Source organism: Acinetobacter lanii, from assembly GCF_011578285.1.
GTDB lineage: Bacteria > Pseudomonadota > Gammaproteobacteria > Pseudomonadales > Moraxellaceae > Acinetobacter > Acinetobacter lanii.
Window position 1 is genome coordinate 2,131,050 of record NZ_CP049916.1, and the last position, 26,039, is coordinate 2,157,088.

Genomic DNA, 26,039 nt, shown 5'->3' on the forward strand with positions numbered 1-26,039 from the left:
AATTACTCAGCCCTTATTTGTATATATTAGGGTCATCCAGACCCTTGGATCAAAAAATAATAGGTCAATAAAGGTATAACAAATGAATAAAATCCTTCTTGCTTTAGGTCTTGCTGCGACAGTAGCAATGGTTGGTTGTCAGAAAAAAGAAAATCCTGAAACAGGTGCGACAACGGGCGAACATCTTGAAAATGCAGCAAACCAAGCTGGTGAAGATATCAAAGATGCAACAAATAATGCCGCTGCCAACACGGCAACTGCTGTAGACAATGCAGCAGATGCTACTGCAAATGCGGCTGATAACGCTGCGGCTGCAACAGCCAATGCTGCTGATGCAACAGTCGATGCAACTAAAAATGCAACTGCTAATGCTGCTGAAGCAGTTGAGCATGGTGCTGCCAACGTAAAAGAAAAAGCGCAGCAATAAGTTTAAAAGTAGATGTTTTAAGAAAGCCCCTAACTCGGGGCTTTTTTTAATGCTTTGGGATTTGATAAGTAAAGCTTTTGTCTTGAATAAACTGGATCTCTATAACAATCGTGTATTCACCTGGTCTAAAAATATGATTCGTTATTGATTGGCTATGGATTTGAATTTTAGGCAAACGATGGACTGATTGCTATCATCAATTCCATACTTGGATCATGACGAATTAAGTGCCTTACCAACAATGTCATTAACCACGCTTGGCAGATGATCTAGCTGTGTTGCAGGGACTTCAATTTTGCGGGATTGTTGCAGAATCACTATAGTGCTGTTGATGCTTTATAGCTTTCAAATTGGACTGTTACTCAATCTCCATTGATTCAGAATGATATTCCAATAATAAACATCAAGACCTAAAAAAAGCCCTCTCAAGGGCTTCTTAAAAAAATTCATTTTTATTTTGTCGGATTGTTTAGCGTTGCATCTAATTGTTCTTTATCCAGCGCTTTGTCCCATTTCGCAACAACAATCGTTGCACAGGCATTACCGACCAAGTTGGTCAAGGCACGACATTCAGACATGAAACGGTCAATACCGAGAATCAATGCCATACCCGCAACAGGAAGACCCGGAACAACTGACAATGTTGCAGCCAAGGTAATAAATCCAGCACCGGTGACACCAGCAGCACCTTTAGAACTGACCATGGCAACCAGTAATAATGTGATTTGTTGGGTCAACGTCAATTCAATATTACACGCTTGCGCGATGAATAATGCCGCCATGGTCATATAAATATTAGTCCCATCTAAGTTAAACGAATAACCCGTTGGAATCACCAGACCCACCACCGACTTTTCACAGCCGGCTTTTTCCATTTTATTCATCAGAGATGGCAATGCTGCTTCAGATGAACTGGTCCCTAAGACTAACCACAATTCATCTTTAATATAACGAATGAGCGCCAGAATTGAGAAGCCATTGTAACGTGCCACTGCACCTAAAATGATTAAAATGAAAAGTAGTGAAGTAATGTAGAAGCATAGGATTAACTTAACCAAGTTACCTACACTCTCGATGCCATAGGCCCCAATGGTAAATGCCATTGCGCCAAATGCACCAATCGGCGCAAGTTTCATCAGCATACCTACAAGAGTAAATACTGGCGCCGTTAAATGATTTAAAAAATCTGTTACAGGTTTGGCTTTTTCACCGACTTTAGCAAGTGCCAAACCAAACAATACCGCCACAAACAATACTTGTAGAATGTCATTGCCGACCAATGGACTGACTAAAGTGTTTGGTATGATATTCATAAAGAAGTCGATAATCGACGCGTCATGCGCTTTTTCGACATAGGTTGCAACTTTATCCGCTTCCAACGTCGCAGGGTCAATATTCAACCCTTTACCTGGCTGTATAAAGTTGGCAACGACCATTCCCACAATAAGTGCCAGCGTAGAGAAGGTAATGAAATAAAGCATCGCTTTACCCGTTACACGCCCGACCGACCCCATATTGGTCATACCCGAAATACCGGTAACAACCGTCAGGAAAATCACCGGCGAAATGATCATTTTTACAATTTTAATAAAAGCATCGCCCAAAGGCTTAAGGCTCGTACCGAGCTCCGGCATAAAATGCCCAAGTAACATCCCTGCTATGATTGCGACAATAACTTGAAAATATAGAACTTGGTAGAATTTTTGCTTCTTGGGGGGTTGAGATTGCTCATCAACATGAATATCCATAGAAGACCCTATTAGATTGGAAGAGAGAAACAATCATTGAATTATTTGATATCAACATCAATTAAAAAAATGATCAATATACGAATTATAGTCGATTTGCTGAATGCTTTTAAATACGCGGATTCTCTGAAGATTCAGATTCATATCGTTCATGGGTCTAATACGAATAAAAAACTAATTTTTGATGTTAAAGTATGATCAAATACTCAGCGAAAATTGATGCGAACTCAATTTTGATAATTATGAAGAAAATCGCGTTATAGGCTAAATAAATATTTGTTTTTAATATAAATTAAACAAATATGAGGGATTGGTATGAATGATTTAAATATTTAAGATCCAATCGCTACATGCTTGTTTATTTTAGTAAAAAATTAAGATAAAAAAACGATTAAAATATTGAAAAAACTTAAATCTTAAAGTATATCAATTCACATTAAATTGATATAAATATGGCATTTTAAAGGCAAAAAAGCAGCACAATCCGCTCACAATAAATTCAGATATAGTTTAGATCATGCTTGGATCATTAGCTTAATGAGCGCTTTTTTGATTTCCCCTAGACAATATTTGGATTCTTTCAGCTTTATATTGAAATCCATCAAATGATCTTTTCATTCATATAGCGCCAATAACGCTTAGGCACATATTGAATATGCAGTTTGGCATTTTTACGGGCTTTGATATTGACGCTATTAAAATAGTCTTTCCACAGTTGATCATACAAGACTTCTTCATCATCCAATTCCACGCTAAAACTTTGACTAAAACCGCTTTGAATGGTCTGGTCAATCTCGAGTGCATTCATGTGCACTTGATGCACCTGATCTAAATCGTAATAAATTCCATAGTGACGTTTTTCATCGTAGATTAACCATTTTTGATCTTGGTACCGACTTTTAAAATGCCGCTCAATCAGAGGCAGTACATTAAAATCGGGACGCACTAGACTTAAAAATAGACCGTCCTGACACTTTTTAAAGCGCACAAACGCTTCCATGCGATGTTTTTCACGCCCCACTTGCTTTGACCACTGTGAAAGTCCCAGTACATCCACATGACCATAGTCCCGATCAATCGGACGTTGCGACTGAAAGGCATAGACACTGAAATTGAACAGGTGCTGAAACGCAACAATTTGCTCAGATAAAAAGGTGTAATAGAAGTTACGAATACCATTGGCAGAAACTTTTTGTTTAAGCCCCTGCCAAACGCGCTGTGCTTGATCTTCATTAGATTCAACTTGGATCATTTCGTCAAACAAGCCGGTTTGCATGCAATCTTGGGTCATGACTTGCACATCAAATTCTTTAAATTGAAATGCCCGAAATACGCAGCACAGTAATCCGGTCATGGTGCCATCAAAGACGTAATTTGCCATTTAAATGCCCTAGTTACAATTCAATTTATAGATGACTGGCTAGAAACCAAAGCCCAACTGTGGTGATAATTGTTGACTATATTTAGAGTGACCGCTTTGTAAAATCTGGGTACGAATTTGGCTCGGTAATTGATCTTTCACAAACTGCGGTGTGTCTGCGCAACGAATAAAATGTTGTGCACGATTATACGCCACGCCCATACGTTTCAATTGATCGATATGAATCCGTCCAAAACGACGCGCATGGACAATTTTTTTGGCTGAGCGCACCCCAATGCCGGGCACACGTAAAATCATGCGATATTCAGCTTTGTTAATATCGACCGGAAATTGCTCAGGATGACGCAGTGCCCAACCCAGCTTCGGATCAACATCGAGATCTAAATTGGGATGACTGTCATCTACAATTTCATTGGCATCAAAACCATAAAAGCGCATCAACCAATCGGATTGATATAAGCGATTTTCACGCAGTAATGGCGGCGCAGAACCGACCGCAGGTAATGCCTTTTCTTCGTCATTAATTGGAATATAACCTGAATAGTAGACCCGTTTCAGTTTGAATTCTTTGTAATGACGATCTGCCATCAAAATCACATCTTTATCAGTTTCTTGATGTGCACCCACCACCATTTGCGTGGTTTGTCCGGCAGGCACGAATTTAGGCACGGTTTTAATCAGTTTGCGTTCATCTTTGAGTTCAATCAAACGATCTCGAACAATCCCTAAATCTTTTTGAACTTCTCCGTGTGATTTTTCAGGTGCAAATTTCTTCAAGCCGTCTTCGGTTGGCATTTCTAAATTAATGCTCATCCGGTCGACATAAAGTCCTGCTTCATGAATAATTTCTTGGGATGCACCCGGAATGGTTTTTAAATGGATATAGCCGTTAAAGTTTTCTTCTAGGCGTAGTTTTTTCACCACTTGCAGCATACGTTCCATGGTGTAATCTGCGGATTTAAAAATCCCTGAACTTAAAAATAGTCCTTCAATATAATTTCGACGATAGAAATTAATGGTCAGATCGACCACCTCTTGTACGGTAAAAGCTGCGCGTTTGACATCGTTGGAACGGCGTGACACACAGTAAGAACAATCAAAGATACAAACATTGGAAAATAGAATTTTAAGCAGCGAAACGCAGCGACCATCTTCGGTATAACTATGACAAATCCCTGCCCCAGTATTACCCAAGCCCTTATCTTTATTTTTACGATTGCTGCCACTCGAAGAACACGAGACATCATACTTGGCAGCATCAGCTAAAATCTGTAGCTTTTCACGGATACGATCTGACATGTAAGTGACTTCTTAAACTTAGTGACCTTACATTATAAATTTGATGATTTTATAGCGGTGGACAGTCATCTTTTAAGCGACATGAGATGACGCGCTTTTTTTATCATCAACGCAACGATTTCAGAACATTGATTTTTAAGCACCGATTTCAAACACTGATTTCAAAAACATCTACGCCTTTAGTCTTGGCATTTTTCAAATAAATATTGAGTATAAGTTGCTTAGTCCTGAGGGCTTAGGCACATTGAAACAAATCAAGGAGCTTAGATATGTCTATTTTGGAATTACTTGACATCAAATACCCCATTTTTGTTGCACCCATGGCAGGTGTGTCCACACCGCAATTGGCTGCTGAAGTGTCCAATGCAGGTGGTCTAGGCTCTCTCGGTTTAGGGGCAGCTTCAGTTGATGCTGCTCGAAAGCAAATTTTGGAGACACAACAACTCACTACACAGCCTTTTCAGGTGAACTTCTTCTGTCATCAATCGGTTTCCTCTAGTACCACCGCTAATCAAAACTGGATTGAATATTTAAAACCTCAATTTGAAAAATTAGGTGCAACCCCACCGCAAGATCTCGATTGTATTTATCCAAGCTTTATGGACAATGATGACCTGCTGAATTTAGTACTCGAAACCAAACCTAAAGCCGTAAGTTTTCATTTTGGTATTCCACATCCACATCAAATTCAAGCGTTGAAAGAGGCTGGTATAATCACCATGGTCTCTGCGACCAACTTAGCTGAAGCCAAAGCTATCGAAGCTGCAGGTATTGATATTGTCATTGCGCAAGGGATTGAAGCGGGTGGACATCGCGGAATTTTTAATGAAAATTTTGATGCTGGGATTAAAACATCCGATTTAGTCAAGTTATTCACTGCTCACATTCAACTCCCTGTGGTTGCAGCAGGCGGTATTATGAATGGCTTCCAAGCACAATACCTGATTAATCATGGCGCTCAAGCAGTACAGCTCGGCACCGCATTTGTGCAATGCCCAAGTTCAAGTGCCAATTCAGCTTATCGTGATGCTTTATTCAGCAAACCCATTACTCAAGTGACTTCCAGTATTTCAGGACGTCCGGCTCGCGGCATTGTCAATGCTTGGGCGATGGAAATTGATCTACCGACACGTACAGCCGTTGCGCCCTACCCGTATGCCTATGACTTGGGTAAACAATTGCATGCAGCGGCAACTAAACAAGAAAATCAAAGTTTTGGTGCATTTTGGGCGGGTTCCAATGTGACTCAAATTCGTCAGCTTGATGCAGAAAATTTGATGGAACAATTGGTCGTGGAAATGGGTCAGTACGATTAAATTGTTTTGCCATTCATAAAAAAAGCGCTCATTCACAAGAGCGCTTTTTTTATTTTAGGATGCATGGATAGACATATGCTACTTAGGCGAGTTGGTCACACTTCCAATAAACTGAAAGCTTCGGTCTGTACATCACTCATAATTAAGCCTTGATCCAGCAACAGATCAAAATAATCTTCTACCACTTTGGCTTGTTCAACTGTACTTTCAACTTTATACATATGCTGGCGGAATTCATTGCTTGAACGTAACCCTTTGGTGTACCAAGCAATGTGTTTACGTGCAATGCGACAACCTGAATATTCGCCATAGAATTCATACAGTTCAGACAAATGCCCCAACAGCACCTCTTTCACTTCCAAAATAGAAGGTGCTGCCAAATGTGTGCCTGTTTTTAAATAATGGTCAATCTCACGAAAAATCCAAGGACGTCCTTGCGCTGCACGACCAATCATAATGCCGTCTGCACCGGTATAGTCGAGGACATATTTGGCTTTTTCGGGACTATCAATATCACCATTGGCAATGACGGGAATATGCAGCATCGATTTCACGTCTTTAATTAAGCTATAACGTGCGGTATTTAAATACATGTCTTCACGCGTGCGACCATGCAATGCTAAAGCTGCAATGCCGGCTTCTTCGGCACGTTTTGCCACGCGCATAATATTTTCATGACCGTTTAAATAACCCAAACGCGTTTTTAAAGTCACCGGGACATCAACGGCGGCAACCACCGCATCTAAAATTCGAGCAACCAAATCTTCATCTTTGAGTAAAGCAGAGCCAGCGAGCTTACTGCATACTTTTTTCGCTGGGCAGCCCATATTGATGTCAACAATTTGCGCACCGTTGGACACCTGATATTGCGCAGCTTTGGCCAATTCCTCAGGCTCAGAACCGGCAATTTGCGCTGAAATAGGCGCCAATTCACCATCAAAATTTGCCCGATACAAACTTTTTTTGCTCATGCGTAAGGTTTGATCCGAGGTCATCATTTCACTCACCGCATGCCCTGCACCAAAGTACTTACACAAGGTTCGAAATGGACGATCTGTGACGCCCGCCATCGGTGCCACGATTAAATTATTTGACAGTTGATACGGACCAATATACATATATATTCATACAATTTACGACCAACATAGTATACTGCATCCGCCAAATTGGCTCACAAATTTATTTAAGAATCTAAGAATCTGAAAATTTATAATGCTTAACCAATTCTACGTTTTTAAACGAACTTTCAATTTTTTAGTTCAGTGTGGCATAAAAAAAGCCAGTGCATATAGCACTAGCTTAGAATTGATATCGGACATCGAACTGATTGACACACGTCATTATGTGTTCAATGATCAAATTTAACCTTAGATATCACCATATTAAAGCACAGGCAAAACTGAAGGAATAATATCCTTTATGGTTTTACCATGACAGGTTTCACCCAGTGCTGACATTTTCCAAGCACCATTGTGTCGATAAACCTTAGCAATAATCAACGCAGTAAAGTCACCTTTAGCAGTCAAATTATATTGAGCAATTTCAGTATTGGATTGGTCATCAACCAATCGACAGAATGCATTTTCGACTTTAGCAAAGGTTTGCCCACGGAAACTACTGATGGTAAATACGATCGATTTGACGTTATCTGGCACACGAGTGAGATCCACATAAATCTTTTCGTCATCGCCATCGCCCTCTCCGGTTAAATTATCACCGGAGTGCCAAACACTGCCATCACGGCTTTTGAGTTGTGCAAACCAAACGTTATCGACTACATTTTTATTTTCATCAAAAAGAATGGCTGAAGCATCTAGATCTATCGAACCACCTCCCGTGAAACGCCCAAACAGACCGCCACCTTTTGCTACGTCCCAACCTGCACCTAAATAAATCTTACTTAAAGAAGAACCGTCACCTTTCTCTAATGAAATTTTTTGACCTTTAACCAGACTAATACCCATTTTTTATTCCTCAGTTTGAATTCGAATTATTGCGACCTAATGCGCTTGCGAGCCATTGTAAATAATTGGCTCGATTACGTGAGCAAACAATGATTTTGCCTTGTCCACGAAATTTGATAACCAGACCTTCACCGCTGGTGAAGCTGTTGAAAAGATTACCGACGATGCCACCGCCCGAGTTAGGCATCCCAATATTATAATTTAGTGTGGCATCCCAAGCGGCGACATGACCATTGTCAATGGTGACCTCGCCTTGTTCAGGGGTAATATCCAGTTCCAATAAGGTTCCACTCCCTGAAATACACACTTGACCTTGACCACTGGTTTCCATCACCGCGAAGCCGCCTGTCCCACCAAACAATGCGCCACCAATATTGGTTTGGATCTTGGCATTGATCGCGGTATTTTGCGTTGCAGCAACAAAGGAACCGTCAGATAAAATATATTGACGTGTGCCGACCTCCAAAATTTGCATGTCACCATCTAAATTGGGAGATAACAAACATTCGCCATCTCCTCGTACAGCTTTAATTTGTTGCTGAAACAGCGATTCACCTGAAGTGAAGCGTCGCATGAACGATTGAATTAAGCCACCACGTAACTTGCCACTTACTTCAAGATTTTGTTCAATCATCACCATCGCATCTGATTCACAGAAGATGGATTCACCTTGTTTCATACTGACATGCAAAAAAGGTTCGGGACTTCCTACCAATGTAAAAACTGTCATGCTTAAACTTTATCCTCTCAATATGTTTTTATTTTTAGCTTCGTTCAGCCACTGCGGAAATTCTTGCAACAATTGGTCATATAAGGTCGAATCGGAGATACTTTCGATATGCTCAATTTCAAAAAAGTTGCAATTATCAACGATACGCCCTTCCATGTTATCGAGTTTTTCAAGCACACCATAATTACGCCCACCGATGCCAACAAACTGCCAAAAAATTGGTTGCAGGGATGCTTCTTGCATTATTTTTTTGATCTTACGGGCTTCAGAGACACCGCCATCCGAGATAAACACCACGTACACCGGCAAATTGGATGGATGCTGTTTGATAAAATAATTGATGACCGCTTCTAACACCGCAGGTTCATTATTATAGCCTGCACCGGCTTTCCACTTCTTATATCCGCCTTGTTCAGTCTCAATATAATTGGATAAATTATTTAATTTTACATCACTTAAACGTAAGGCTTTTTCAGCAAATGCCCAACATTCAAAACATCCATCGTCATCGAAATTCAGTGCTAAAGGCATAACTCTGTCTAAGACTTTTTGAACATCGCCTTTTTTATATTGTGATGTCATTGAACCTGAATAATCTAAGACCAATGCCACTCGTGCTTTGACATTTAACAAATTATTTTTTTCTAAGCTCAGCAATGACTTTTTGGTCAGATCAATCAAATGTGGCGCTGCTTTTTCAACTTTGTCCAAAACGATTTTTTTTCTAAGATCTAATGTTGCAAGATTTTCAAGCGGTTGTTGTTGAGCAGCAACAGTGTGTAGCTGAGCAGAAAGATTCTCCTGCGTTAAATGTGTTGAATCAACGCTATCTTCTGCAACCTCTCCGCCAAAATGCTTAACCAAAGCTTTTAACCCACCGTTAAAGCCTTGACCGACGGCAGAAATACGCCAAGCCTCATTTTTAAAATAAATTTCAGTGAGCATCACTGCTTTTTCATGCTGGAAATGACTGGCATCTAAGCTATAACTTGCAAGCTCTTGACCCTCCTGATTCATCAGTTCAACTTTAGCATGCTGAATATTTTTCATGCCCAATTGCGCATGATCCACCGTCGCACAAATGACAAATCGAGGGGTTTGGTCCACATTGATATTTTTTAAATCAAACTCAAATAAGTGTTGATGGTCGTGTGTGGTATATTTGACTTCTTGTTTTGGCGTAATTGGCTGATTATAAAACGTCATATAATCATCATGAAAAAGTTTACCTTGTGCATTGAGGGCAAAACTCGAAATATCGACTTCAAAGGGTGCTTGAAACACCACCCGAAGCGTAAACTGGGTGTGCTGTTGAATCAATTGTGAGAGGACTATTTTTTGACCTGAAACAAGTTTCATTTTTTATGCTCAGTGAGTCGCTTTGCAGCGCTTATTTGTTTTTATAATATCTGTGTTAAACCATCCAACAGTTGAGATGCTTCAAAAATAATAAAAGGATTTAGGAAATTCGCCTTATTGAATCAGTGTTTATTAAGGCGGTATCAAGTGCTAAGAGATAAATCTCTTAGCACGGGTCAATCGATGCGATCTAACGAGCAGTTAGATTCAGAATAGCTACTGTTAAACCGATACGCCATAACTTGCAGCCAACGGTCCTAGTCCACCGTTAAAGCCTTGACCGACCGCTTTGAACTTCCATTCACCGCTGTGGCGATATAATTCACCAAAAATCATCGCCACCTCAACACTACCATCTTCAGATAAGTCGAAACGTGCTACTTCTTCACCATTTGCATCTTGATTGATCACACGGATATACGCTTTGTCGACCATGCCGAAATTTTGATTGTTCTGTTGACCTTCATGAATGGTCACAGCAAAAACAATTTTGGCTACATCTGCAGGCACTTTCGATAGATCCACAGAAATGGTTTCATCATCACCATCGCCATCACCTGTACGGTTATCGCCATTATGGGTCACGGAACCACATGGTGAAACTTTTTGATTAAAGAAAACAAAGTCACCATCGGCACGAACTTTACCATTTTCACCGGTAATGAAAGCCACTGCGTCTAAGTCAAATGCTTTACCATCGGTTGCGCGTGGATTCCATCCTAGACCTAAATCTACTTTATTCATGGTCGGAGCAGTTTTAGATAAATTAACGTTGCCGCCTTTAGAGAGATTAATCGCCATTTTTGTTTCCTTATAAGATGTTGTTTATGTTGATTGTTGCTTTTTACTGTAAGAAATAGAAGAGAGTACCGCCCACACAATGAAAGCGACACCGATTAAACCGGTTACCACTTCGGGTACATGAAGACCGGTACCACTCGCGAGCATGATGAATGCCAAAGCGCCAATTGCATAATGCGCACCATGTTCCAAATAGATGTAAGCATCCAAAGTCCCTTTTTCTACCAAATAAATGGTCATTGAACGCACAAACATTGCACCAATGGCAAGTCCGAGCATAATAATTACCACATCATTGGTGATCGCAAAAGCACCGATTACACCATCGAAACTAAAAGATGCATCAAGAACCTCTAAATATAGAAATCCACCAATACCACCTTTCACGATTGTACCGGTTGCGGATGCGCCATTGGCTGCTGGTGCCTCTTCATCTTCCGATGATTCAGCATTGCCTTCTAGCAAATGCCCAATCACTTGCACACCCACGTAAACCACGATGCCCCAAATACCCGCCATCACCACAACCAAACGTGAAGTGTCAGGGACAAATTGCGCCATGATCAGAAGTGCTATTAATGAAATAAACACAGAAATGGCTTGAATACTGGCCAAATCTGAAAGTTTAGATTCTAACCAATGGAACCAATGCTCATCCTTTTCATCATCAAACAAAAAGTTTAAGAAAACCAAAAGTAAGAACATGCCACCAAAAGCTGCAATTTCTGCATGATGTGCCATCAGTTTTTCAGAATAGGTTTTTGGGTCATTGAGTGCTAATTTAGCCACCTCAATCATGCCCATATCGGCTGTTACACCAACAATAAGCAATGGGAAGACCAAGCGCATACCAAACACAGCCACAATAATACCGACTGTTAAAAAAAGTTTACGCCAAAATTGGTCCCAATGTTTCAGTACCGATGCATTGACCACAGCATTATCAAAGGATAAAGACACTTCCATCACAGCAAGAATTGCCGTCAATGCAAGTACTTTGAACATGGTCATTAAGCCTGCTTCCGGACCATGGGTAAATCCCCAGTAGGCAGAAAGCGCTAAACAGACAATGGTAAATAAAATTGAAAAACGAAAATGTTTCATTAAAAAAACTCAAGTACTAAATTTGAATACCAAATTGGCCACACATTGCACTCAAGCCACCATTATAGCCTTGGCCAACTGCTCTGAATTTCCACTCACCGTTATGACGATACAATTCACCAAAGATCATTGCGGTTTCAGTTGAATAATCTTCATTTAAATCAAAACGGACAATTTCCACGTGACTCTGATCATTCACCACGCGAATAAAGGCATTCTGTACCTGACCGAAATTTTGGCCACGACTTTGTCCATCATGAATGGTCACGGTAATCGCAATTTTTTGGATCTCAGCGGGAACTTTCGATAAATCAATTTTTATTGCTTCATCATCGCCGTCGCCATCTCCGGTACGATTATCTCCGGTATGCTCAACTGAACCTTCTGGCGAACGGGTTTGGTTATAAAAAATAAAATCTGATTCACCACGAACTTTGTCATTGGCACCCAGTAGAAAAGCCGATGCATCTAAGTCGAAATCTACACCATCTGTTGCGCGTGCATCCCATCCTAGACCAACCAAAACCTGAGTTAAGGATGGATCAGTTTTACTCAGTGATAAGTTGCCACCTTTGCTTAATGAAATTGCCATATAAAACCCTCTTGTTTTGTGTTTAAAACTTTAAAAAATTAGTCTAATTTTGAGCAATCCAGCTATTATTTTAATCTTTAGAACCGTGCGTCCAACGGAAACCAAAACCATAATGTTGGTCAACATATTGTTGGTCTTTGAAATAACGCACTTCGCGTTTGGCTTGAATATCTCCCTGAATATTTTTTAACTCCACGATGGCGCAAGTGCTGAGTTGGTTGCCCTCAGTGAGCCGAACTTCGATCTCAGGTTGGTTAGGGATGTGAATGGTGACGACACCATCTGTGGCTGCCCACTGTGCGACCCCCTCATAGATGAATGCGTAAATAAGCACTCTGTCGATTCGCTCCCAATGATCTCCATTGATCATTAAGTTTTCCCCATTGAGGGCTGAACCGGTACGGTCATCTGCCTCTAAATAAGCATAGGGCGGTCGATCATAACTGCCGAACTGATTCCCTAAAGCCTGTACCAACTTAATCTCACCATTTTTAAGCTGAACCATTGCGCCTAAATCAAGATCGATTCCTTTTGCACCCATCAATTTTTTAAAGAAGGATTGTTGTTGAACAACACCTCGATTCCAATTCAAGTTCACAGAAATTTTGCCAAAACGCCCATTGGATTTGCTTAAATTAATGCTTGAGGTGTTTTTGTCGAGTTTGATTTTAGATAATTTAATCGTTGGCGTTGGCGTTGGCGTTGGCGTTGGCGTTGGCGTTGGCGAAGAGTGATTCGAATCTTCGGCTATTTCAACGCCAAAATGCTCTGACAAAGGTTTTAAGCCACCGTTAAATCCTTGATCAACAAATCTGAACTTCCATTGCTGATGATGTTGGTACAGTTCTGCCAAGATTAATGCTTTTTCCGTTCTGTTTTTTACATTGACCTGCGCAACTGCCACAACTTGCCCACCTGCATGAATGGCCAAATCAATTGAGCTTAGCTCACTTACGGTGTTGTGATCATTTAAACTTAAACAAAACACGATTTTATGAATCTGTGAGTCAATTCGAGCGCTTTGAATCAAAAACGTTGTACTCAATGAATTTTGACCGGACGCCTCAATCAACTCAATACTTTGGTTGGGTGTTTGGGTTTGCCCATAGAAAATCATGTCCTGATCGCCACGGACTTTTGAGGTCGTTTGCGCTAATAAATATGCGCTCATGTTCAAATCTATCGGTTTAGGAAAACAACTGGTGATATGTAATTCAATATGTTCTGAAGGTATTGCAATATTCCCACCGGCAACCAATTGCATAATTTCATCCTAATTTTTATTCAATTTTTTTATAAATATTTTTGATATTCAAAGCGTGTTTCTAAGCAAATTCATCTTCAATGGTTCAATTTCAAACCCACCTAAATGTTTTACCATAAAAATATAAACGACCAAAGGATAAGTGGCCATTTTTTGTGAATTTTAATTATAAAATTGTATATAAACAAAACATTAAATACATTGAATCTGTGTTCTAAATTGACTATATATGTGATGCATTCAAATACTTGATTATCAATATTATAAATTTCGTAACTTATTATTCGAATTTCATATCAAAAAAATTTGAATCTAAATGATTAGAGAACAATTGTGCTACCACCAAAAACTATATGGATTGCTGAAAGTTATTCCTGTCAAAAAGATGTGATTTGCTTACTTAGATCTCACTATTCAGAACAACAAATTAAAATCATTGCTTCACATAGCGCAATGCGTCCTGAACTACAACATCATGCTGACATTTTTATCCAACAACCTGAGGTTGAAAAATCTGCTGAATGGCTATTAGAACAATGTATTAACCATCAGGTGGCATTGTTATTTTGTGGCAAGCATGCACATTTCATTGAACCACTGCGCCCTGAATTTGAACAACATCATATTCAACTCGTCACAGGCGCCATCGGTTTAGAACAGCATCAAATCATCAATGACAAATACCGCTTCACCATGCAATGTATGAGTGAAAATCTTCCGGCAATTCCTTGCTTAAAGGTGAATAATACAGCACAACTGGTGCACGCCATTGAAAAGTTTCGCCCAATTTACCCTGAAATTTGTGCAAAACCCGTTCACGGCGTTTATGGTGCAGGTTTTGTACACCTTCGAGACGATGTGAATTACTTTAAAAAATTCCAGTCGTCTACTGTATGTAATACCCAGCAATTTATTGAAGCGTATGCACAACTTGAGCCGGCTATAGATTACATTGTGCTGCCTTTTTTAACAGGGCTGGAATGCTCTGTCGATATTGCCTGTGATCGTGGTGTGATATTGGCTCAAGTGACGCGAATCAAATATGATTTTTTTCAAGAGTGTTATACCGAGCATCCCTGCCATGAGATTTGTCAGATTTTAGTCAATCTTTTCCAGTGTGATGGTTTGATCAATATTCAATTTAAGCAAGATCAAGATTTGAACTGGCATATTTTAGAAATCAATCCACGCCCTGCGGGTGGTTTTGCCTATACAGCACATACGGACGTTAATCTCATTTCAACACTGATTGCTCAAAAATTAAATTTACCAATGAATAACTCCTCCAAACAGAAAATCGATTCTTTAAGACCAATGACTCAGGTTTGCCCTATTTCTAGCAGTATGCGTGTGGATGAATGCCGATCATGAAAGCAAAAACAACAATGAAAAAAATACAACTAAGCCGGGGTGAAATTAGCGTATCTGTCGATCGTACGCATCCACATTGGCAGCTTGACGATTTACTCGAATTTGCTGAACGCATCAATCCTAAACGCGCATTTTTATTTGTCTCTAAAGTTTTAGGGAAGCATATTCCGGTTGCCCCTTCTGTCATGCATAGCAGTTATATTGACTTAGCTGCCTTAATTCCAAAGGATTTAGCTTATCCAATAACGGTCATTGGAATGGCTGAAACGGCGGTGGGTTTAGGTGCAGGTGTCTACCGTGAGCTAAAAAAAACGCATGCTGAAAATGCAATCTTTCTCACCACTACACGTCATCCGATTTCTGACCTGCCCACTTTAGGTCTGTTTTTGGAAGAACATAGTCATGCGCAAGATCAGTTTATTTTAAGCAGTCATGATCAACGCAAGCATCAACATATTTTAGAGTCTAAGACTTTAATCTTGGTTGATGATGAGATTTCAACAGGCAAAACCTTTAAGAACTTAATCAAAAGCCTTCAACACTCTGGGTTAGAACAGGTTGAACGTGTCATTTTAGTCACCTTGGTGAATTGGGCGGAACAACATTTAACTGATTTAGATGTGGGTCTGCCAATTGAGGTAGTATCGCTCTTGCACGGTGAATGGCAGTGGCAATCTAACAATGAAGTCGTACATATTGAGATGCCTGATGTCAGCTCAACCGAGCAACACGCCCACAAAATTATATCCCCTCATGATTGGGGACGTGAACCTAGCTTTCTGAATTGTTCTGCTTGGCAACAGGTCAAAATTAATCATCAACATGAAAAAATTTTGGTTTTAGGTTCAGGTGAATTTAGCTGGATTCCCTTTTTGATTGCTGAACAATTGGAGCAGCAAGGCGCTGAGGTTTATTTCAGCTCAACCACTCGCTCTCCGATTATGCAAGGTCATGCGATTCAAAGTATTTGTTCGTTTAAAGACAATTACGGACTGAATATCGATAATTTTGCGTATAACGTTAAACATCAAGATTTTGACCGCGTACTTCTGGTCATAGAAACCGCTCGAGACAGTGTCGATCCTACGCTTTTTGAACAAATAAAAAATTTGGAAATTATCAGTTATGAATGTTAAACCTTTGGCTTTTGTTGATCTTGACGATACGCTTTTTCAAACGCATCGGAAACAACAACCGAGTGAACAGCATAAACTTGCAACCACAGATAAAAATGGTCAGCCACTCTCTTACATGGGTCCAAAACAACAAATCTTTGTCAATTGGTTACTAGCCTCTGCTGAAGCTGTTCCTGTGACGGCGCGATCCGTTGAAGCCTTACAACGGGTACATATTCCTTTCCAACATGGCGCAATTTGCTCACATGGCGGTACGATTATCGCCCCCGATCAAAGCCTAGATCTAGAGTGGTTAGAGATTCAAAGACAAGCAGCTAAACAGCTTGAGCATGTATTACAAACATTGCCAGATGCTTTACATGAGTATGCCAAAGACTTGGGCAGCATTCGAACATGGACTGTAGAAGAAAATGGCTTAAGCATTTATACCGTTGCCAAACAAAATCAGCCTGAGTCACTGTTCTTAGATCAGCTTATTGATCATTTGCCCAATGAGATTATTCAACAATGTTATGTGCATATTAATGGCAATAACTTAGCGATTATTCCTAAGCATGTCTCAAAACAAAAAGCTGTGGAATTCTTTATTCAAAAGTATGATCCGCAATCGGAACGCGCCATCGTCGGTTGGGGCGATAGCTTGTCGGATTTTGGCTTTTTAACCTGTTGTGATTGGTTCGGCATGCCCAAAAACAGTCAATTGGATCGTTTTTTGACGGGTCACCTTGAACATGATTACGAGCGTAAAGGGTTTTTAGGCCATGTCTGAATTTAATCTAATTAACCCCTATTTAGCAGAAATCGGCTTTCATGGTTCCTATCGTGCTGAAGATGTCACCTTCTTAATGAATGTAAGTCATATTCAACCTACGCCACTGGAAGAAAAGGAATACTTAATTCAATCCGGTAAAATGCATTATTCACAAATGATTAGTGTTGAAGAACCACCAAGTGAGGCACAACTGGCACATTTTAATCATGCTTTTGAGCATGGTGCTGTGCGGCTTGCAATCGAAGTTCAAAAACTCGCAAATACTTTAATTCAACGCTTTAAACAACAACCGATTATTTTGATTAGTCTGGTTCGTGCTGGTGTGCCATTAGGGGTTCTACTCAAGCACCAAATTTCCAAGACGCAGCACTGTTATCACTATGGCATCAGTATTATTCGCGATCGTGGAATCGACTTTGCTGCTTTACATGCCATTATTGAGCAACATGGCGCCGAAAATATTGTGTTTGTTGATGGTTGGACAGGTAAAGGTGCGATCTGTAAAGAGTTAACCGTAAGTCTCAAACATATACCGCAATTATTTGACCCAGGCTGGCAGATTCCTCGTCTGGTGACGTTGTCTGATTTGGCCGGTTACTCTTGGCTAAGTGCCAGTTGCGATGATTGGTTGATTCCGTTCGGGATTCTTGGTTCGGTCATTTCAGGGCTCACCTCAAGAACCATTTTAAAAGATGCCATCGATCCAACCATGGCTCACCAACATTGTAATGAACCGCAGTATTGGCACAGTTGTTTAATCTACAGCCACCTTGAAGCGCATGATATTTCGATTGAATTTACCCAAAAAATTCTAGCGCTCATGGCACTTCATCCGACATCTGAATCAGTGCAATGGAGTGATGCCATTCGACTGAAACAACAACACCAGTGTCAAGAGACCATAGATTGGATCTCCAATCATTATCAAATTCAAAATATTAATCGAATCAAACCGAGTATTGCCGAAGCCACACGTGCTGTATTAAGACGCGTCCCTGAACGTATTTTATTACGTGATGAACATAACCCACACGTCCAACTTTTATTGCACTTTGCTCAAGAAAAAAATATTCCTGTGGATATTTTAGGCTCGAAATTAGGCCCCTATCACGCAGTGACGCTAATTAAAAAAATTGAGAAATCCTCATGAAAACAATACAACATGCGATTGAACTCGGCGCCACCATGTATATTCCGGCAACACATCCACAACTGTGGGAAGTCACCGAAGGACAAAAATTTCCCTTGCTTAAATCTGTTGCAGTGTGCTTAGAAGATGCAGTCCTCGAAAAAGACCTACAAACGGCAATGGTAAACTTAAAGCATCTTTTACAACGACGTGCTGAATATCCCAATCCTCAAGCACCTATTGTATTTATTCGTCCTCGTCATATTGAAATGGCGAAACATATTTTAGATTGGAATTTAGAACACACGTTTCATGGGATGATTTTACCTAAATTTACCCTACACAACCTTAAACAATGGATGGCGGTGCTTCCACCCAAGCTAAAGTATATGCCCACATTTGAGACCAAAGAAATTTTTGATCTTGGCCATAATGTTGAACTACATCGGGCTTTAAAGTACGACTTTCATAAGACCTTATGCTTGCGTATCGGCGGTAATGATTTACTGTCATGTTTAAATTTACGCCGCCCAAAAAATACCACCATTTATGACACCCCTGTCGGCAATTTAATTCCGCAATTGGCTGGTTTATTTATTCCAGATGGCTTTCAACTGAGTTCCCCGGTGTGTGAGCACTTTGAAAATACCCATTTGTTGATGCAAGAAATTCAGCAAGACATGAACAATGGTATTTACACCAAGACCGCGATTCATCCCTCTCAAATTGGGCATATTCATTTGGCTTTGCAAGTGAATCCCCAAGATTTCCATGAAGCACAACAGATTCTTTCTCAAGATGCACAAAGTGTCTTTAAAAGTCAGGGTTCAATGTTAGAACCTGCAACCCATAGAAATTGGGCAGAAATGATTCTACTGCGTTATAAAACTTTTGGTTTGGTTAAAACGCATCTGCTTAATCAAGACAAAATTTTGAGTAATTTTTAATTCACAACTTCAATTTATAAATAAATAAAGAGATAAAGTGGATCATTTGAGTGAGCATGAATTCAATCATTGATGCTCACTCATATAAGATAGATTCAGATAGATGACTTCAGTAGATCTCTTGCAAACGTCCAAAAATATTACAAATTAGACCACAAAATGAATATTGAAAATTTTTTTCCTAGGTTGCAATTAAATTAGGGTGTGGGAAATTTTTCATATCAATCCTTTCCCTAACCCTCTCCTTTAAAAGCAGAGCTAAATTCCAATATGAGTTGAATCGTGGTTGAAATTTGATTGATGCAACAAGCCTAATGCTTAGGCTATTTAAATGACTTAATGTCGCAGATAACAATCGAATTTAAATGCAGTATCAATTTAAGCTATGACTCACTTTTATTCAAAGCTGTGCTTCTCTGATTAAGCTTCAACCATTTGTACCACCGCTAAGCGTCCACCGTCTTCTTTGGACAATAAAATTTGAGCACCGTCTTTGAGCTCTATTTTACCGCCGATCGGAATCGTGGTTTTAGTGCTTACATCGGTCAAATCAGGTAGCGCTTCATTGACTAACCACCAAACGTTTTGATGCAACACAAAATAACCTTTGCGTTTGGTTTGTTCAGGGGTCAATCGTTCATTCGGCGCAATCATATTATTGACATGCCATGCAAAAATCGACTGCCCCGTCCAGACCATGAGACGATGATTATCGGGTCTAAAATTACCCTGCTGACGTGCTGAATACAGATTTAAAATCGGCAATTTGCCATGAAATGGCGTATGACAAAATGGACATACTGGCTGGGTCGTATTGTCAAATACGTACCATTTTTGACTACAGGCGGGATTTTGACAGGGCTGAATTAAATCTACAGTTTTGACCAGTGCGATTTCCCAATCATTGGCTGAAGGACGTTTAGCGGGATCATGTAATCCATCAATAAAGCTTTTGTTAAACAGTTCCGTTAAATAGGGACCGGTCACTTTATAAGAAATTTGCGCAGGATCAGCCCATGGTAGTTGTGAGGATTTGAGTTGATTGGCACGTACCGCATTACTGTGATCGGTGGGATGTTCAATAAATAACGCACGCTCCCCCATGCCCAAGTTTTCGTCTTTTTGCGGATCGTTCATGTCATGAATTTTTCCACCACGCAGTGGATGACGATACAACAAATACATATAGATCAGCACCGCCAAGGCATGTTTATCGGTCGCGATACTGGGTAAGTTACGGTGTGGGTCGTCTTTGGATAAGTGATTGGTCATCACTACTTCAGGGGCAATAAAGTCAGGCGTTCCCACCACATCAGGAGGGTATTTACCGGGCACTACTAAGCCGTCCACATCAATGACACAAGCACTGCCTGTCACAGGATCGATTAATACATTTTTATAAGACAAATCTGAATGCGCCAAACCTGCGGCATGCATGCGCCTCACTGCACGAGAAATTAAAATATTGATTTTTAAATAATTCAGCCATGTGCCTTTTTCACGTTCATCCAAGAAACGATTTTGATTATTGGCACTGGCAAACCATTTCCCCTCTTTTTCTTTGCCTTTGATTTTTAGGATATCATTGTTCTTTGAACCATAATCAAAAAAGAAATGTTTCTTATAGGTTGGCGCAGTAATCCCCAGTAAATTATTGTACTCAACCAAGCCATCTGGCCAACAAAAAATCCCTTTCCAATAGTCACCGCCGACACCATTAAAAATCCCTTGCCACTTATTGCCCACAATTTCTTTAAGCCGATCTTTTTGCTGTTCTAAACTGGCTTTCGATTCATAAAACTTATTTTTTTCTTTGCTAAAAAAGCACACCACATAACTACGATCTGGTGAAAAATACACATCTTTCATGGCACCTGAACCAATGATTTCATCGACAAACTCAATTGCTCGACCATCGGTTGTTGTGCATTTAATAATTTTTGCTGCCATCTGCTATCCAACTTTTATAATTATGATTCATTGAGCAAACCTTCGCCCAATCTACACCTTGATGATTAAAGAAAGTTATCTTTTCCAAAGCACCGCCATGGTACGGTCATCATGGTGACCGGGCGTGAAAAAGTGCATCCACTCTAACAGTGCGGTATCGGCGACATCCGTTTTCATCAGTGGATCAAGCTCCGTATACAGTTTTTTCCAGCGCTCATGCTGGGTTAGCCCCACATCGGTTTCAAACAGCGGATCCGAAATTCCATCGGTCATGACCATCACGGCATCAATGGCTTCAAAACAGCCAATTTTGACCCGCGTGCCAAATTCTTGCGCAATGCTTCGATCTAAAAATTTGGTTTGACCTGCATATTCGCCACCATCTGCAACATTCATAATGCGTACACTGCTGTCGTTATAGACCGCTATCGCACCATCGCCAACGGAGAAAGTACTGATAAAGTTTTTATTCGGTTGGCTATACACCACAGCAACCAAGAGTGTGGTGGAAAAGAGCTTAGCTGCAACACCCAGTTCACTGGCTTGCAGCTCAATTTGGTGAATGATCGATTTATAAATTTCATAATACACATGATAAAACTGCTGATTCAGTTTATTGGCGATCGCTTGAGTCTCAGGTTCTTGACTCCCAATCTGCCACTGTTCCACATCGGCATTGAGCGATGCAATGGTGGTGCCTGTTAAATAGCGAGCGAATTCACTTTTGACGATTTCTACGGCGATCCGTGAACCTTCTCTTGAGTAGCCAGCACTCCCTGCACCATCAGCAGCCACTAACACTGACCATGGGCTGTCTTCGATTTGTAGCAAGCCAAAGTCATCATCTCTAAACGTCCCCCCATGCTCATGCGAACGTCCACGACGGCTTGCTGCAATCAATTTGTAGTCCTCTAACACCAACAGTGCCTGATCGGTATGTGGCTTTGCATAGGGTTGCCCTGCTTCAGGCTCAAGCACCTTCCATAAACTACGTGGATCTGCAATTACATTGATTTTACACTGCGCTGTACGCGTTTCATTGTGCAGACAGTATTGAAATGAAAACGTCAGCTCTTCTGGAATTTCGGGTTGTCCTTGAATCGTCTGCGTAGCGTCGTCGAAGTAGAAATTCTCTCGGCTAAACTTAAAACTCTCAGACTTATATCGAATCAATGTACTGTCGTGATTTGAAGTCACGGTGATTTTAGAACTGTACAGCTGACCTGATCGTGCATTATCCACTTGAAACTTCACATCAGGATTAAACATAGGATTCGGTGCCTGCCTAGATTCTGCTGATTTTGCAATGGCTGCATCTTGAACTGCTCGCGCATTGGATGACGTTAAAACATTTTTTTGTTGTGGGGGTTCTAGTTCTTCGATTTCTTGTTCTTCGATTGCTTGTTCCTCTATTTCGCTTTTTTGGTTTTTTTCTGGCTCCATTGGATCAGATGGAGTATTTTGTAAGTCATTATTTTCTAAACGCTGATTTGGACTTTCTAAATTTCCTAGGTGATTATCTTCAGTCTCATCCCCTTTAAGATCCGTCATTTTACGATCAATACTTTGACTCGCGCTAAACGCAATATCAGTCTGAACAGATTCAATTTTTTGATGCTTAAGATCTGTACTTAAATCATCTGCTGTATCAATAGCATTTAAATTGGACGCTGAGTCAGATGCACCAATAGTATTTGAGATAGGCTGAATTTGAGCATGATCCATGCTTGGCTGATGTACAGCGTCTGCATGCAGTAAATCATCACATTCGTTCTCACTAGATTCTTGCTCAACATGCGCAGTAATCTCCACGCTTTGATTTTTTTCTAAAACATCAATGCTGGGTGTTAAATCATGCTTTTGTCTATGTTCTAAATCTTGATTGTGTTGAATCATCGGCTCAACAATTTTGACGGACGAACTTGAGCACTGTATGTTTAATAATTCTATTAATTTAGACAGTTGCACAAGGTTTTGATCTTGGGTCATAAAGCTAACAAACTCAGTCTCGAATTTGATCTGATTGTCTTTAAGTAATTGTTTAATTTTACAGTATCGTTCCGCCATTTAAATTTCCTTATTATTCTATTTAAGCCATTGTTAATCCGTGCAAGGTTCTATTCAAGCCAGCTCCGATTTGAGCAAAATTATTTTCGATTCAGTTTCTAATTGAGAAAAGGATTAACCTTGTCCACGGCTTAAATCAAAATCTCCACCTGAAGATTCAAAGCTGATTTGACGCTGACACCATGGACAAATCACCAATTCACTATAGCCGTCATAACACATCAAATTACCACAGGCACACATCGCAAAAGCAGTTTCTGCATGGCAATGTGGACAGTTCGACCAACCTTCTAATACCGAGGTATTGATCTTCGGTTTCTCAGCGGTTTGATCTGTCCAACTGAAATAGTCCTCAGAAATGGCTTCACAGGTGTCTAGTTTGAAGTTATAAACATTAATATTCAGATCCGACAAGCCTGAATAATGCAAATTTCGGCTGTATTTTAAAATATAAGGATGATGCAACTTCTGACAACGCCCGACAAAGGTCACTGTGCGATCATCCGCTTGGCTCTTTCGAAACGTGAGTTTCTGTTTCGCCAAATGCATATAACGTTCATCCAGCGGTAACAGATCCTGTTTATCCAAGTTTTGTCCCACACTGATACTTTGTGATACCACCGATGCGCTGATCCATTTGCACAGGCCTTTAATATAATCCTGATCCATCTGATCCAGTGCAATGCAATGTTCAGTCAGTTTTTTTAAAATACTAAAATCCACGTCTTGACCCAATCCGAGTGCGATCACGGTCACTTTATTGTCATATTTGGCTTTAAAGCGTTGGATCGCATCTTCGTAATCATCGGTCGGTCGCCCATCGCTAAACAAGTACACAATCGGTTTCCAGTCGCCTTTAACCTCTGCGGTGGTTTTCATCACTGAGCGATCAATTTCTTTGCCTAAATGATCCAGTGCTTTACCCAAATGGGTACCGCCACCCAAAGGCAGTTCACAGTCACGGTAGGCAAACAGCTCAGTCAATGGCACCAAAGTACGCACGATGCCTGCATAGGCAATCAAGGAAATATAAACCGTTTCCAAGGCATAAGGGTCGGTGCGCAAATTTGACATAATAAAATCAATGCCGTCTTGTACCGCTTCTATGGGTTTTCCGACCATCGATTCTGAGCAGTCAATGACAAAAAACACCGGCAATCTACGCATAGGGTGACCTCAGTTGTTGTTTTTATAATGTTTTATTTTCAATCTAAATCATGTTGATCTAGAATTTTCTTTAGTCGGTTTAATTTCTATTTATCTAATTCGTCGCACATCCCATGCTGAGCGTAGTTTTATAACACCAACTGAATTTCAGACGGCGGCGGTGGTAAAGCAATTGAGTCACTCACACCTGCACTGCTACTACCTGCCACCACACTCGCAGAAACCCATTTAAAGAAACTGGCAAATGAATGTGCATCCATAGTATCGAGCACCACCACCCGATCGGTGAGTTGCAGTAAGCTTTCAGTTTTGGCTTTGGGACCTGCCGCACAAGCCACAATACTGGCAAAGTTCAATTGCTTAATCACAGGAATCACTTGTTGATAGGCATATACATCCGAAGGCGAACCATCGGTCATTAAGAACAAGAGTGGACGCCAATCGCCTTTTTGATCTTCGGTACTTTTTTTGACATTTTTTTGTACTTCATCTGCCAGTAGTTCTAAGGCTGCGCCCATAAAGGTTGCGCCTACATTAGGCACATCAATCTCCGGAATCTGGATTTGATCCAAAGGTGTTAGCGGTAAATAGACTTTTGCCTGCATATCAAAAGTAATCAAACTCAAATACACACTTTCTAATGCATAGGGATCTTGGCGAAGTGCACTGAGCATCGACTGCAAGCCAACATTGACAGAGTGAATCGGTTCACCACGCATTGAACCTGAAGTGTCGAGCAAGATATATACCGGTAAACGTCGCATAGGATCCTCTTCTGTTTTATTATTTATATGATGATGTCCAATGCGACACCATTAGGCATAGTCCTTTAACCAATCTACAAAATTATCTGAAGCGGAAGATTGACCCACCGCTTTAAATTTCCAACTGTTATTTTCTCGGATCAGTTCAGCAAATAATAAAGAGCGTTGTTGCTCATACTCTCCTTTGCCTGACAATTCAAAACGTACCATTTCTTTGCCTGACGCATCTACAGCCCGGATAAAGGCATTTTTTACTTCACCAAAATGCTGATTGTTGGTTGCCCCTGCATAGATCTGTACGATAAACACAATCTTATGATAATCCTGTGACAGGTTATTCAACTTGACAATAATCTGCTCATCATCTCCATCGCCTGCACCTGTGCGGTTATCCCCAGTTAGCCAAATATCACCTGAACGATGCTTCAAATTATTAAAAAAGATCACATCGCTGTTGTTCAGCGTCGGCTGACCAGCGGAGTCACGTCCTAAATTACGTACTTTACCTTGTGCATCACATAAAAATGCAACCACATCCAAGTCATATTCTGCTGTCTTACCAAACAACCCACCGAATAGTCCTTTCTTTTGTTCTGCTATATCCCAACCTAAGCCAATGGTCACTTGAGACAAGTTATGTTCGGATTTTTCTAAAGTGAGACCTTGTCCTTTTGCTAAGCTAATCGCCATATCAAAGTTCCTTATTCATTATTTTCATCGTATTATTCTAGGTCTTTATTTCTTATAAATT

General features: G+C 40.4%; 23 protein-coding genes. 7 read left to right on the forward strand and 16 right to left on the reverse strand.

Going from position 1 to position 26,039, the window contains the following annotated elements; all coding sequences use genetic code 11:
- The first annotated feature begins 82 nt into the window (after positions 1 to 82).
- The gene (locus G8D99_RS09730; protein WP_166325103.1) at positions 83 to 427 is read left to right on the forward strand and encodes a hypothetical protein; all 345 of its coding nucleotides are present in this window, start codon (positions 83 to 85) and stop codon (positions 425 to 427) included.
- A 452-nt stretch (positions 428 to 879) separates the two neighbouring features.
- Here G8D99_RS09730 and G8D99_RS09735 read toward each other — a convergent pair whose 3' ends face one another.
- From G8D99_RS09735 to G8D99_RS09745, 3 genes are all read right to left on the reverse strand, one after another.
- Complete coding sequence (locus G8D99_RS09735; RefSeq protein ID WP_166325106.1) at positions 880 to 2,175, reverse strand: dicarboxylate/amino acid:cation symporter; 1,296 nt, start codon at positions 2,173 to 2,175, stop codon at positions 880 to 882.
- A 601-nt stretch (positions 2,176 to 2,776) separates the two neighbouring features.
- Entirely contained in the window at positions 2,777 to 3,556 is a 780-nt protein-coding gene (locus G8D99_RS09740; RefSeq protein ID WP_166325109.1) for a TIGR03915 family putative DNA repair protein, read from the reverse strand.
- 39 nt (positions 3,557 to 3,595) lie between these two features.
- Complete coding sequence (locus tag G8D99_RS09745) at positions 3,596 to 4,855, reverse strand: putative DNA modification/repair radical SAM protein (RefSeq protein ID WP_166325112.1); 1,260 nt, start codon at positions 4,853 to 4,855, stop codon at positions 3,596 to 3,598.
- 269 nt (positions 4,856 to 5,124) lie between these two features.
- On the opposite strand from G8D99_RS09745, the gene G8D99_RS09750 reads away from it, so the two are divergent.
- Entirely contained in the window at positions 5,125 to 6,171 is a 1,047-nt protein-coding gene (locus G8D99_RS09750) for an NAD(P)H-dependent flavin oxidoreductase (RefSeq protein ID WP_166325115.1), read from the forward strand.
- Between the two features lie 95 nt (positions 6,172 to 6,266).
- On the opposite strand, the gene dusB is transcribed toward G8D99_RS09750, so the two are convergent.
- The 8 genes from dusB to G8D99_RS09790 form a co-directional block, all read right to left on the reverse strand.
- Complete coding sequence (dusB, locus tag G8D99_RS09755) at positions 6,267 to 7,289, reverse strand: tRNA dihydrouridine synthase DusB (RefSeq protein ID WP_166325118.1); 1,023 nt, start codon at positions 7,287 to 7,289, stop codon at positions 6,267 to 6,269.
- 264 nt (positions 7,290 to 7,553) lie between these two features.
- The gene (locus G8D99_RS09760; RefSeq protein WP_166325121.1) at positions 7,554 to 8,135 is read right to left on the reverse strand and encodes a TerD family protein; all 582 of its coding nucleotides are present in this window, start codon (positions 8,133 to 8,135) and stop codon (positions 7,554 to 7,556) included.
- A gap of 10 nt (positions 8,136 to 8,145) precedes the next feature.
- The gene (locus G8D99_RS09765) at positions 8,146 to 8,865 is read right to left on the reverse strand and encodes a TIGR00266 family protein (protein WP_166325124.1); all 720 of its coding nucleotides are present in this window, start codon (positions 8,863 to 8,865) and stop codon (positions 8,146 to 8,148) included.
- Between the two features lie 9 nt (positions 8,866 to 8,874).
- Positions 8,875 to 10,224 carry a vWA domain-containing protein gene (locus tag G8D99_RS09770; RefSeq protein ID WP_166325127.1) on the reverse strand — a complete coding sequence of 450 codons (1,350 nt, stop codon included), beginning with the start codon at positions 10,222 to 10,224 and terminating at the stop codon, positions 8,875 to 8,877.
- A 222-nt stretch (positions 10,225 to 10,446) separates the two neighbouring features.
- Positions 10,447 to 11,025, reverse strand: coding sequence for a TerD family protein (locus tag G8D99_RS09775; protein ID WP_166325130.1), 579 nt, complete (start codon positions 11,023 to 11,025; stop codon positions 10,447 to 10,449).
- A 24-nt stretch (positions 11,026 to 11,049) separates the two neighbouring features.
- Positions 11,050 to 12,129, reverse strand: a complete 1,080-nt coding sequence (locus G8D99_RS09780) for a DUF475 domain-containing protein (protein WP_166325134.1) — start codon at positions 12,127 to 12,129, stop codon at positions 11,050 to 11,052.
- A gap of 16 nt (positions 12,130 to 12,145) precedes the next feature.
- Positions 12,146 to 12,721, reverse strand: a complete 576-nt coding sequence (locus tag G8D99_RS09785; protein ID WP_166325137.1) for a TerD family protein — start codon at positions 12,719 to 12,721, stop codon at positions 12,146 to 12,148.
- Between the two features lie 70 nt (positions 12,722 to 12,791).
- Positions 12,792 to 13,985: a TerD family protein gene (locus tag G8D99_RS09790; protein WP_166325140.1), complete on the reverse strand. Its 1,194-nt coding sequence runs from the start codon at positions 13,983 to 13,985 to the stop codon at positions 12,792 to 12,794.
- A 333-nt stretch (positions 13,986 to 14,318) separates the two neighbouring features.
- Between G8D99_RS09790 and G8D99_RS09795 the strand changes: the two genes are divergently transcribed.
- From G8D99_RS09795 to G8D99_RS09815, 5 genes are read left to right on the forward strand one after another with little or no spacing between them, the layout of a single operon-like run.
- Positions 14,319 to 15,356 (forward strand): ATP-grasp domain-containing protein, encoded by a 1,038-nt coding sequence (locus tag G8D99_RS09795; RefSeq protein WP_227554295.1) that lies wholly within the window; start codon positions 14,319 to 14,321, stop codon positions 15,354 to 15,356.
- A gap of 14 nt (positions 15,357 to 15,370) precedes the next feature.
- Positions 15,371 to 16,492, forward strand: coding sequence for a phosphoribosyltransferase domain-containing protein (locus G8D99_RS09800; protein WP_166325143.1), 1,122 nt, complete (start codon positions 15,371 to 15,373; stop codon positions 16,490 to 16,492).
- Positions 16,482 to 17,261, forward strand: coding sequence for an HAD family hydrolase (locus tag G8D99_RS09805; RefSeq protein WP_166325146.1), 780 nt, complete (start codon positions 16,482 to 16,484; stop codon positions 17,259 to 17,261). The genes G8D99_RS09800 and G8D99_RS09805 overlap by 11 nt, the downstream gene beginning before the upstream one ends.
- Positions 17,254 to 18,414, forward strand: coding sequence for a cysteine protease StiP family protein (locus G8D99_RS09810; protein WP_166325149.1), 1,161 nt, complete (start codon positions 17,254 to 17,256; stop codon positions 18,412 to 18,414). The genes G8D99_RS09805 and G8D99_RS09810 overlap by 8 nt, the downstream gene beginning before the upstream one ends.
- Positions 18,411 to 19,340: an HpcH/HpaI aldolase/citrate lyase family protein gene (locus G8D99_RS09815; protein ID WP_166325152.1), complete on the forward strand. Its 930-nt coding sequence runs from the start codon at positions 18,411 to 18,413 to the stop codon at positions 19,338 to 19,340. The genes G8D99_RS09810 and G8D99_RS09815 overlap by 4 nt, the downstream gene beginning before the upstream one ends.
- A gap of 420 nt (positions 19,341 to 19,760) precedes the next feature.
- On the opposite strand, the gene G8D99_RS09820 is transcribed toward G8D99_RS09815, so the two are convergent.
- From G8D99_RS09820 to G8D99_RS09840, 5 genes are all read right to left on the reverse strand, one after another.
- On the reverse strand, positions 19,761 to 21,290 hold the full coding sequence (locus tag G8D99_RS09820) for a helix-hairpin-helix domain-containing protein (RefSeq protein ID WP_166325155.1): 1,530 nt from the start codon (positions 21,288 to 21,290) through the stop codon (positions 19,761 to 19,763).
- Positions 21,291 to 21,365: 75 nt separating this feature from the next.
- Positions 21,366 to 23,357, reverse strand: a complete 1,992-nt coding sequence (locus G8D99_RS09825) for a PP2C family serine/threonine-protein phosphatase (protein WP_227554297.1) — start codon at positions 23,355 to 23,357, stop codon at positions 21,366 to 21,368.
- Positions 23,358 to 23,471: 114 nt separating this feature from the next.
- Positions 23,472 to 24,524, reverse strand: a complete 1,053-nt coding sequence (locus tag G8D99_RS09830; RefSeq protein WP_166325158.1) for a TerY-C metal binding domain-containing protein — start codon at positions 24,522 to 24,524, stop codon at positions 23,472 to 23,474.
- Positions 24,525 to 24,652: 128 nt separating this feature from the next.
- Positions 24,653 to 25,288 carry a vWA domain-containing protein gene (locus tag G8D99_RS09835; protein WP_166325161.1) on the reverse strand — a complete coding sequence of 212 codons (636 nt, stop codon included), beginning with the start codon at positions 25,286 to 25,288 and terminating at the stop codon, positions 24,653 to 24,655.
- A gap of 51 nt (positions 25,289 to 25,339) precedes the next feature.
- Positions 25,340 to 25,978: a TerD family protein gene (locus G8D99_RS09840; RefSeq protein WP_166325164.1), complete on the reverse strand. Its 639-nt coding sequence runs from the start codon at positions 25,976 to 25,978 to the stop codon at positions 25,340 to 25,342.
- Positions 25,979 to 26,039 lie beyond the last annotated feature (61 nt).

What these genes read in the sequence shown, in the direction of transcription:
- G8D99_RS09780 (WP_166325134.1), bottom strand. Translation starts at nt 12,129, where the DNA reads ATGAAACATTTTCGTTTTTCAATTTTATTTACCATTGTCTGTTTAGCG.
- G8D99_RS09840 (WP_166325164.1), bottom strand. Translation starts at nt 25,978, where the DNA reads ATGGCGATTAGCTTAGCAAAAGGACAAGGTCTCACTTTAGAAAAATCC.
- G8D99_RS09835 (WP_166325161.1), bottom strand. Translation starts at nt 25,288, where the DNA reads ATGCGACGTTTACCGGTATATATCTTGCTCGACACTTCAGGTTCAATG.
- G8D99_RS09815 (WP_166325152.1), top strand. Translation starts at nt 18,411, where the DNA reads ATGAAAACAATACAACATGCGATTGAACTCGGCGCCACCATGTATATT.
- G8D99_RS09745 (WP_166325112.1), bottom strand. Translation starts at nt 4,855, where the DNA reads ATGTCAGATCGTATCCGTGAAAAGCTACAGATTTTAGCTGATGCTGCC.
- G8D99_RS09820 (WP_166325155.1), bottom strand. Translation starts at nt 21,290, where the DNA reads ATGGCAGCAAAAATTATTAAATGCACAACAACCGATGGTCGAGCAATT.
- G8D99_RS09730 (WP_166325103.1), top strand. Translation starts at nt 83, where the DNA reads ATGAATAAAATCCTTCTTGCTTTAGGTCTTGCTGCGACAGTAGCAATG.
- G8D99_RS09765 (WP_166325124.1), bottom strand. Translation starts at nt 8,865, where the DNA reads ATGACAGTTTTTACATTGGTAGGAAGTCCCGAACCTTTTTTGCATGTC.
- G8D99_RS09735 (WP_166325106.1), bottom strand. Translation starts at nt 2,175, where the DNA reads ATGGATATTCATGTTGATGAGCAATCTCAACCCCCCAAGAAGCAAAAA.
- G8D99_RS09770 (WP_166325127.1), bottom strand. Translation starts at nt 10,224, where the DNA reads ATGAAACTTGTTTCAGGTCAAAAAATAGTCCTCTCACAATTGATTCAA.
- G8D99_RS09830 (WP_166325158.1), bottom strand. Translation starts at nt 24,524, where the DNA reads ATGCGTAGATTGCCGGTGTTTTTTGTCATTGACTGCTCAGAATCGATG.
- G8D99_RS09750 (WP_166325115.1), top strand. Translation starts at nt 5,125, where the DNA reads ATGTCTATTTTGGAATTACTTGACATCAAATACCCCATTTTTGTTGCA.
- G8D99_RS09790 (WP_166325140.1), bottom strand. Translation starts at nt 13,985, where the DNA reads ATGCAATTGGTTGCCGGTGGGAATATTGCAATACCTTCAGAACATATT.
- G8D99_RS09805 (WP_166325146.1), top strand. Translation starts at nt 16,482, where the DNA reads ATGAATGTTAAACCTTTGGCTTTTGTTGATCTTGACGATACGCTTTTT.
- G8D99_RS09825 (WP_227554297.1), bottom strand. Translation starts at nt 23,357, where the DNA reads ATGGCGGAACGATACTGTAAAATTAAACAATTACTTAAAGACAATCAG.
- G8D99_RS09740 (WP_166325109.1), bottom strand. Translation starts at nt 3,556, where the DNA reads ATGGCAAATTACGTCTTTGATGGCACCATGACCGGATTACTGTGCTGC.
- G8D99_RS09800 (WP_166325143.1), top strand. Translation starts at nt 15,371, where the DNA reads ATGAAAAAAATACAACTAAGCCGGGGTGAAATTAGCGTATCTGTCGAT.
- G8D99_RS09775 (WP_166325130.1), bottom strand. Translation starts at nt 11,025, where the DNA reads ATGGCGATTAATCTCTCTAAAGGCGGCAACGTTAATTTATCTAAAACT.
- G8D99_RS09760 (WP_166325121.1), bottom strand. Translation starts at nt 8,135, where the DNA reads ATGGGTATTAGTCTGGTTAAAGGTCAAAAAATTTCATTAGAGAAAGGT.
- G8D99_RS09785 (WP_166325137.1), bottom strand. Translation starts at nt 12,721, where the DNA reads ATGGCAATTTCATTAAGCAAAGGTGGCAACTTATCACTGAGTAAAACT.
- G8D99_RS09810 (WP_166325149.1), top strand. Translation starts at nt 17,254, where the DNA reads ATGTCTGAATTTAATCTAATTAACCCCTATTTAGCAGAAATCGGCTTT.
- dusB (WP_166325118.1), bottom strand. Translation starts at nt 7,289, where the DNA reads ATGTATATTGGTCCGTATCAACTGTCAAATAATTTAATCGTGGCACCG.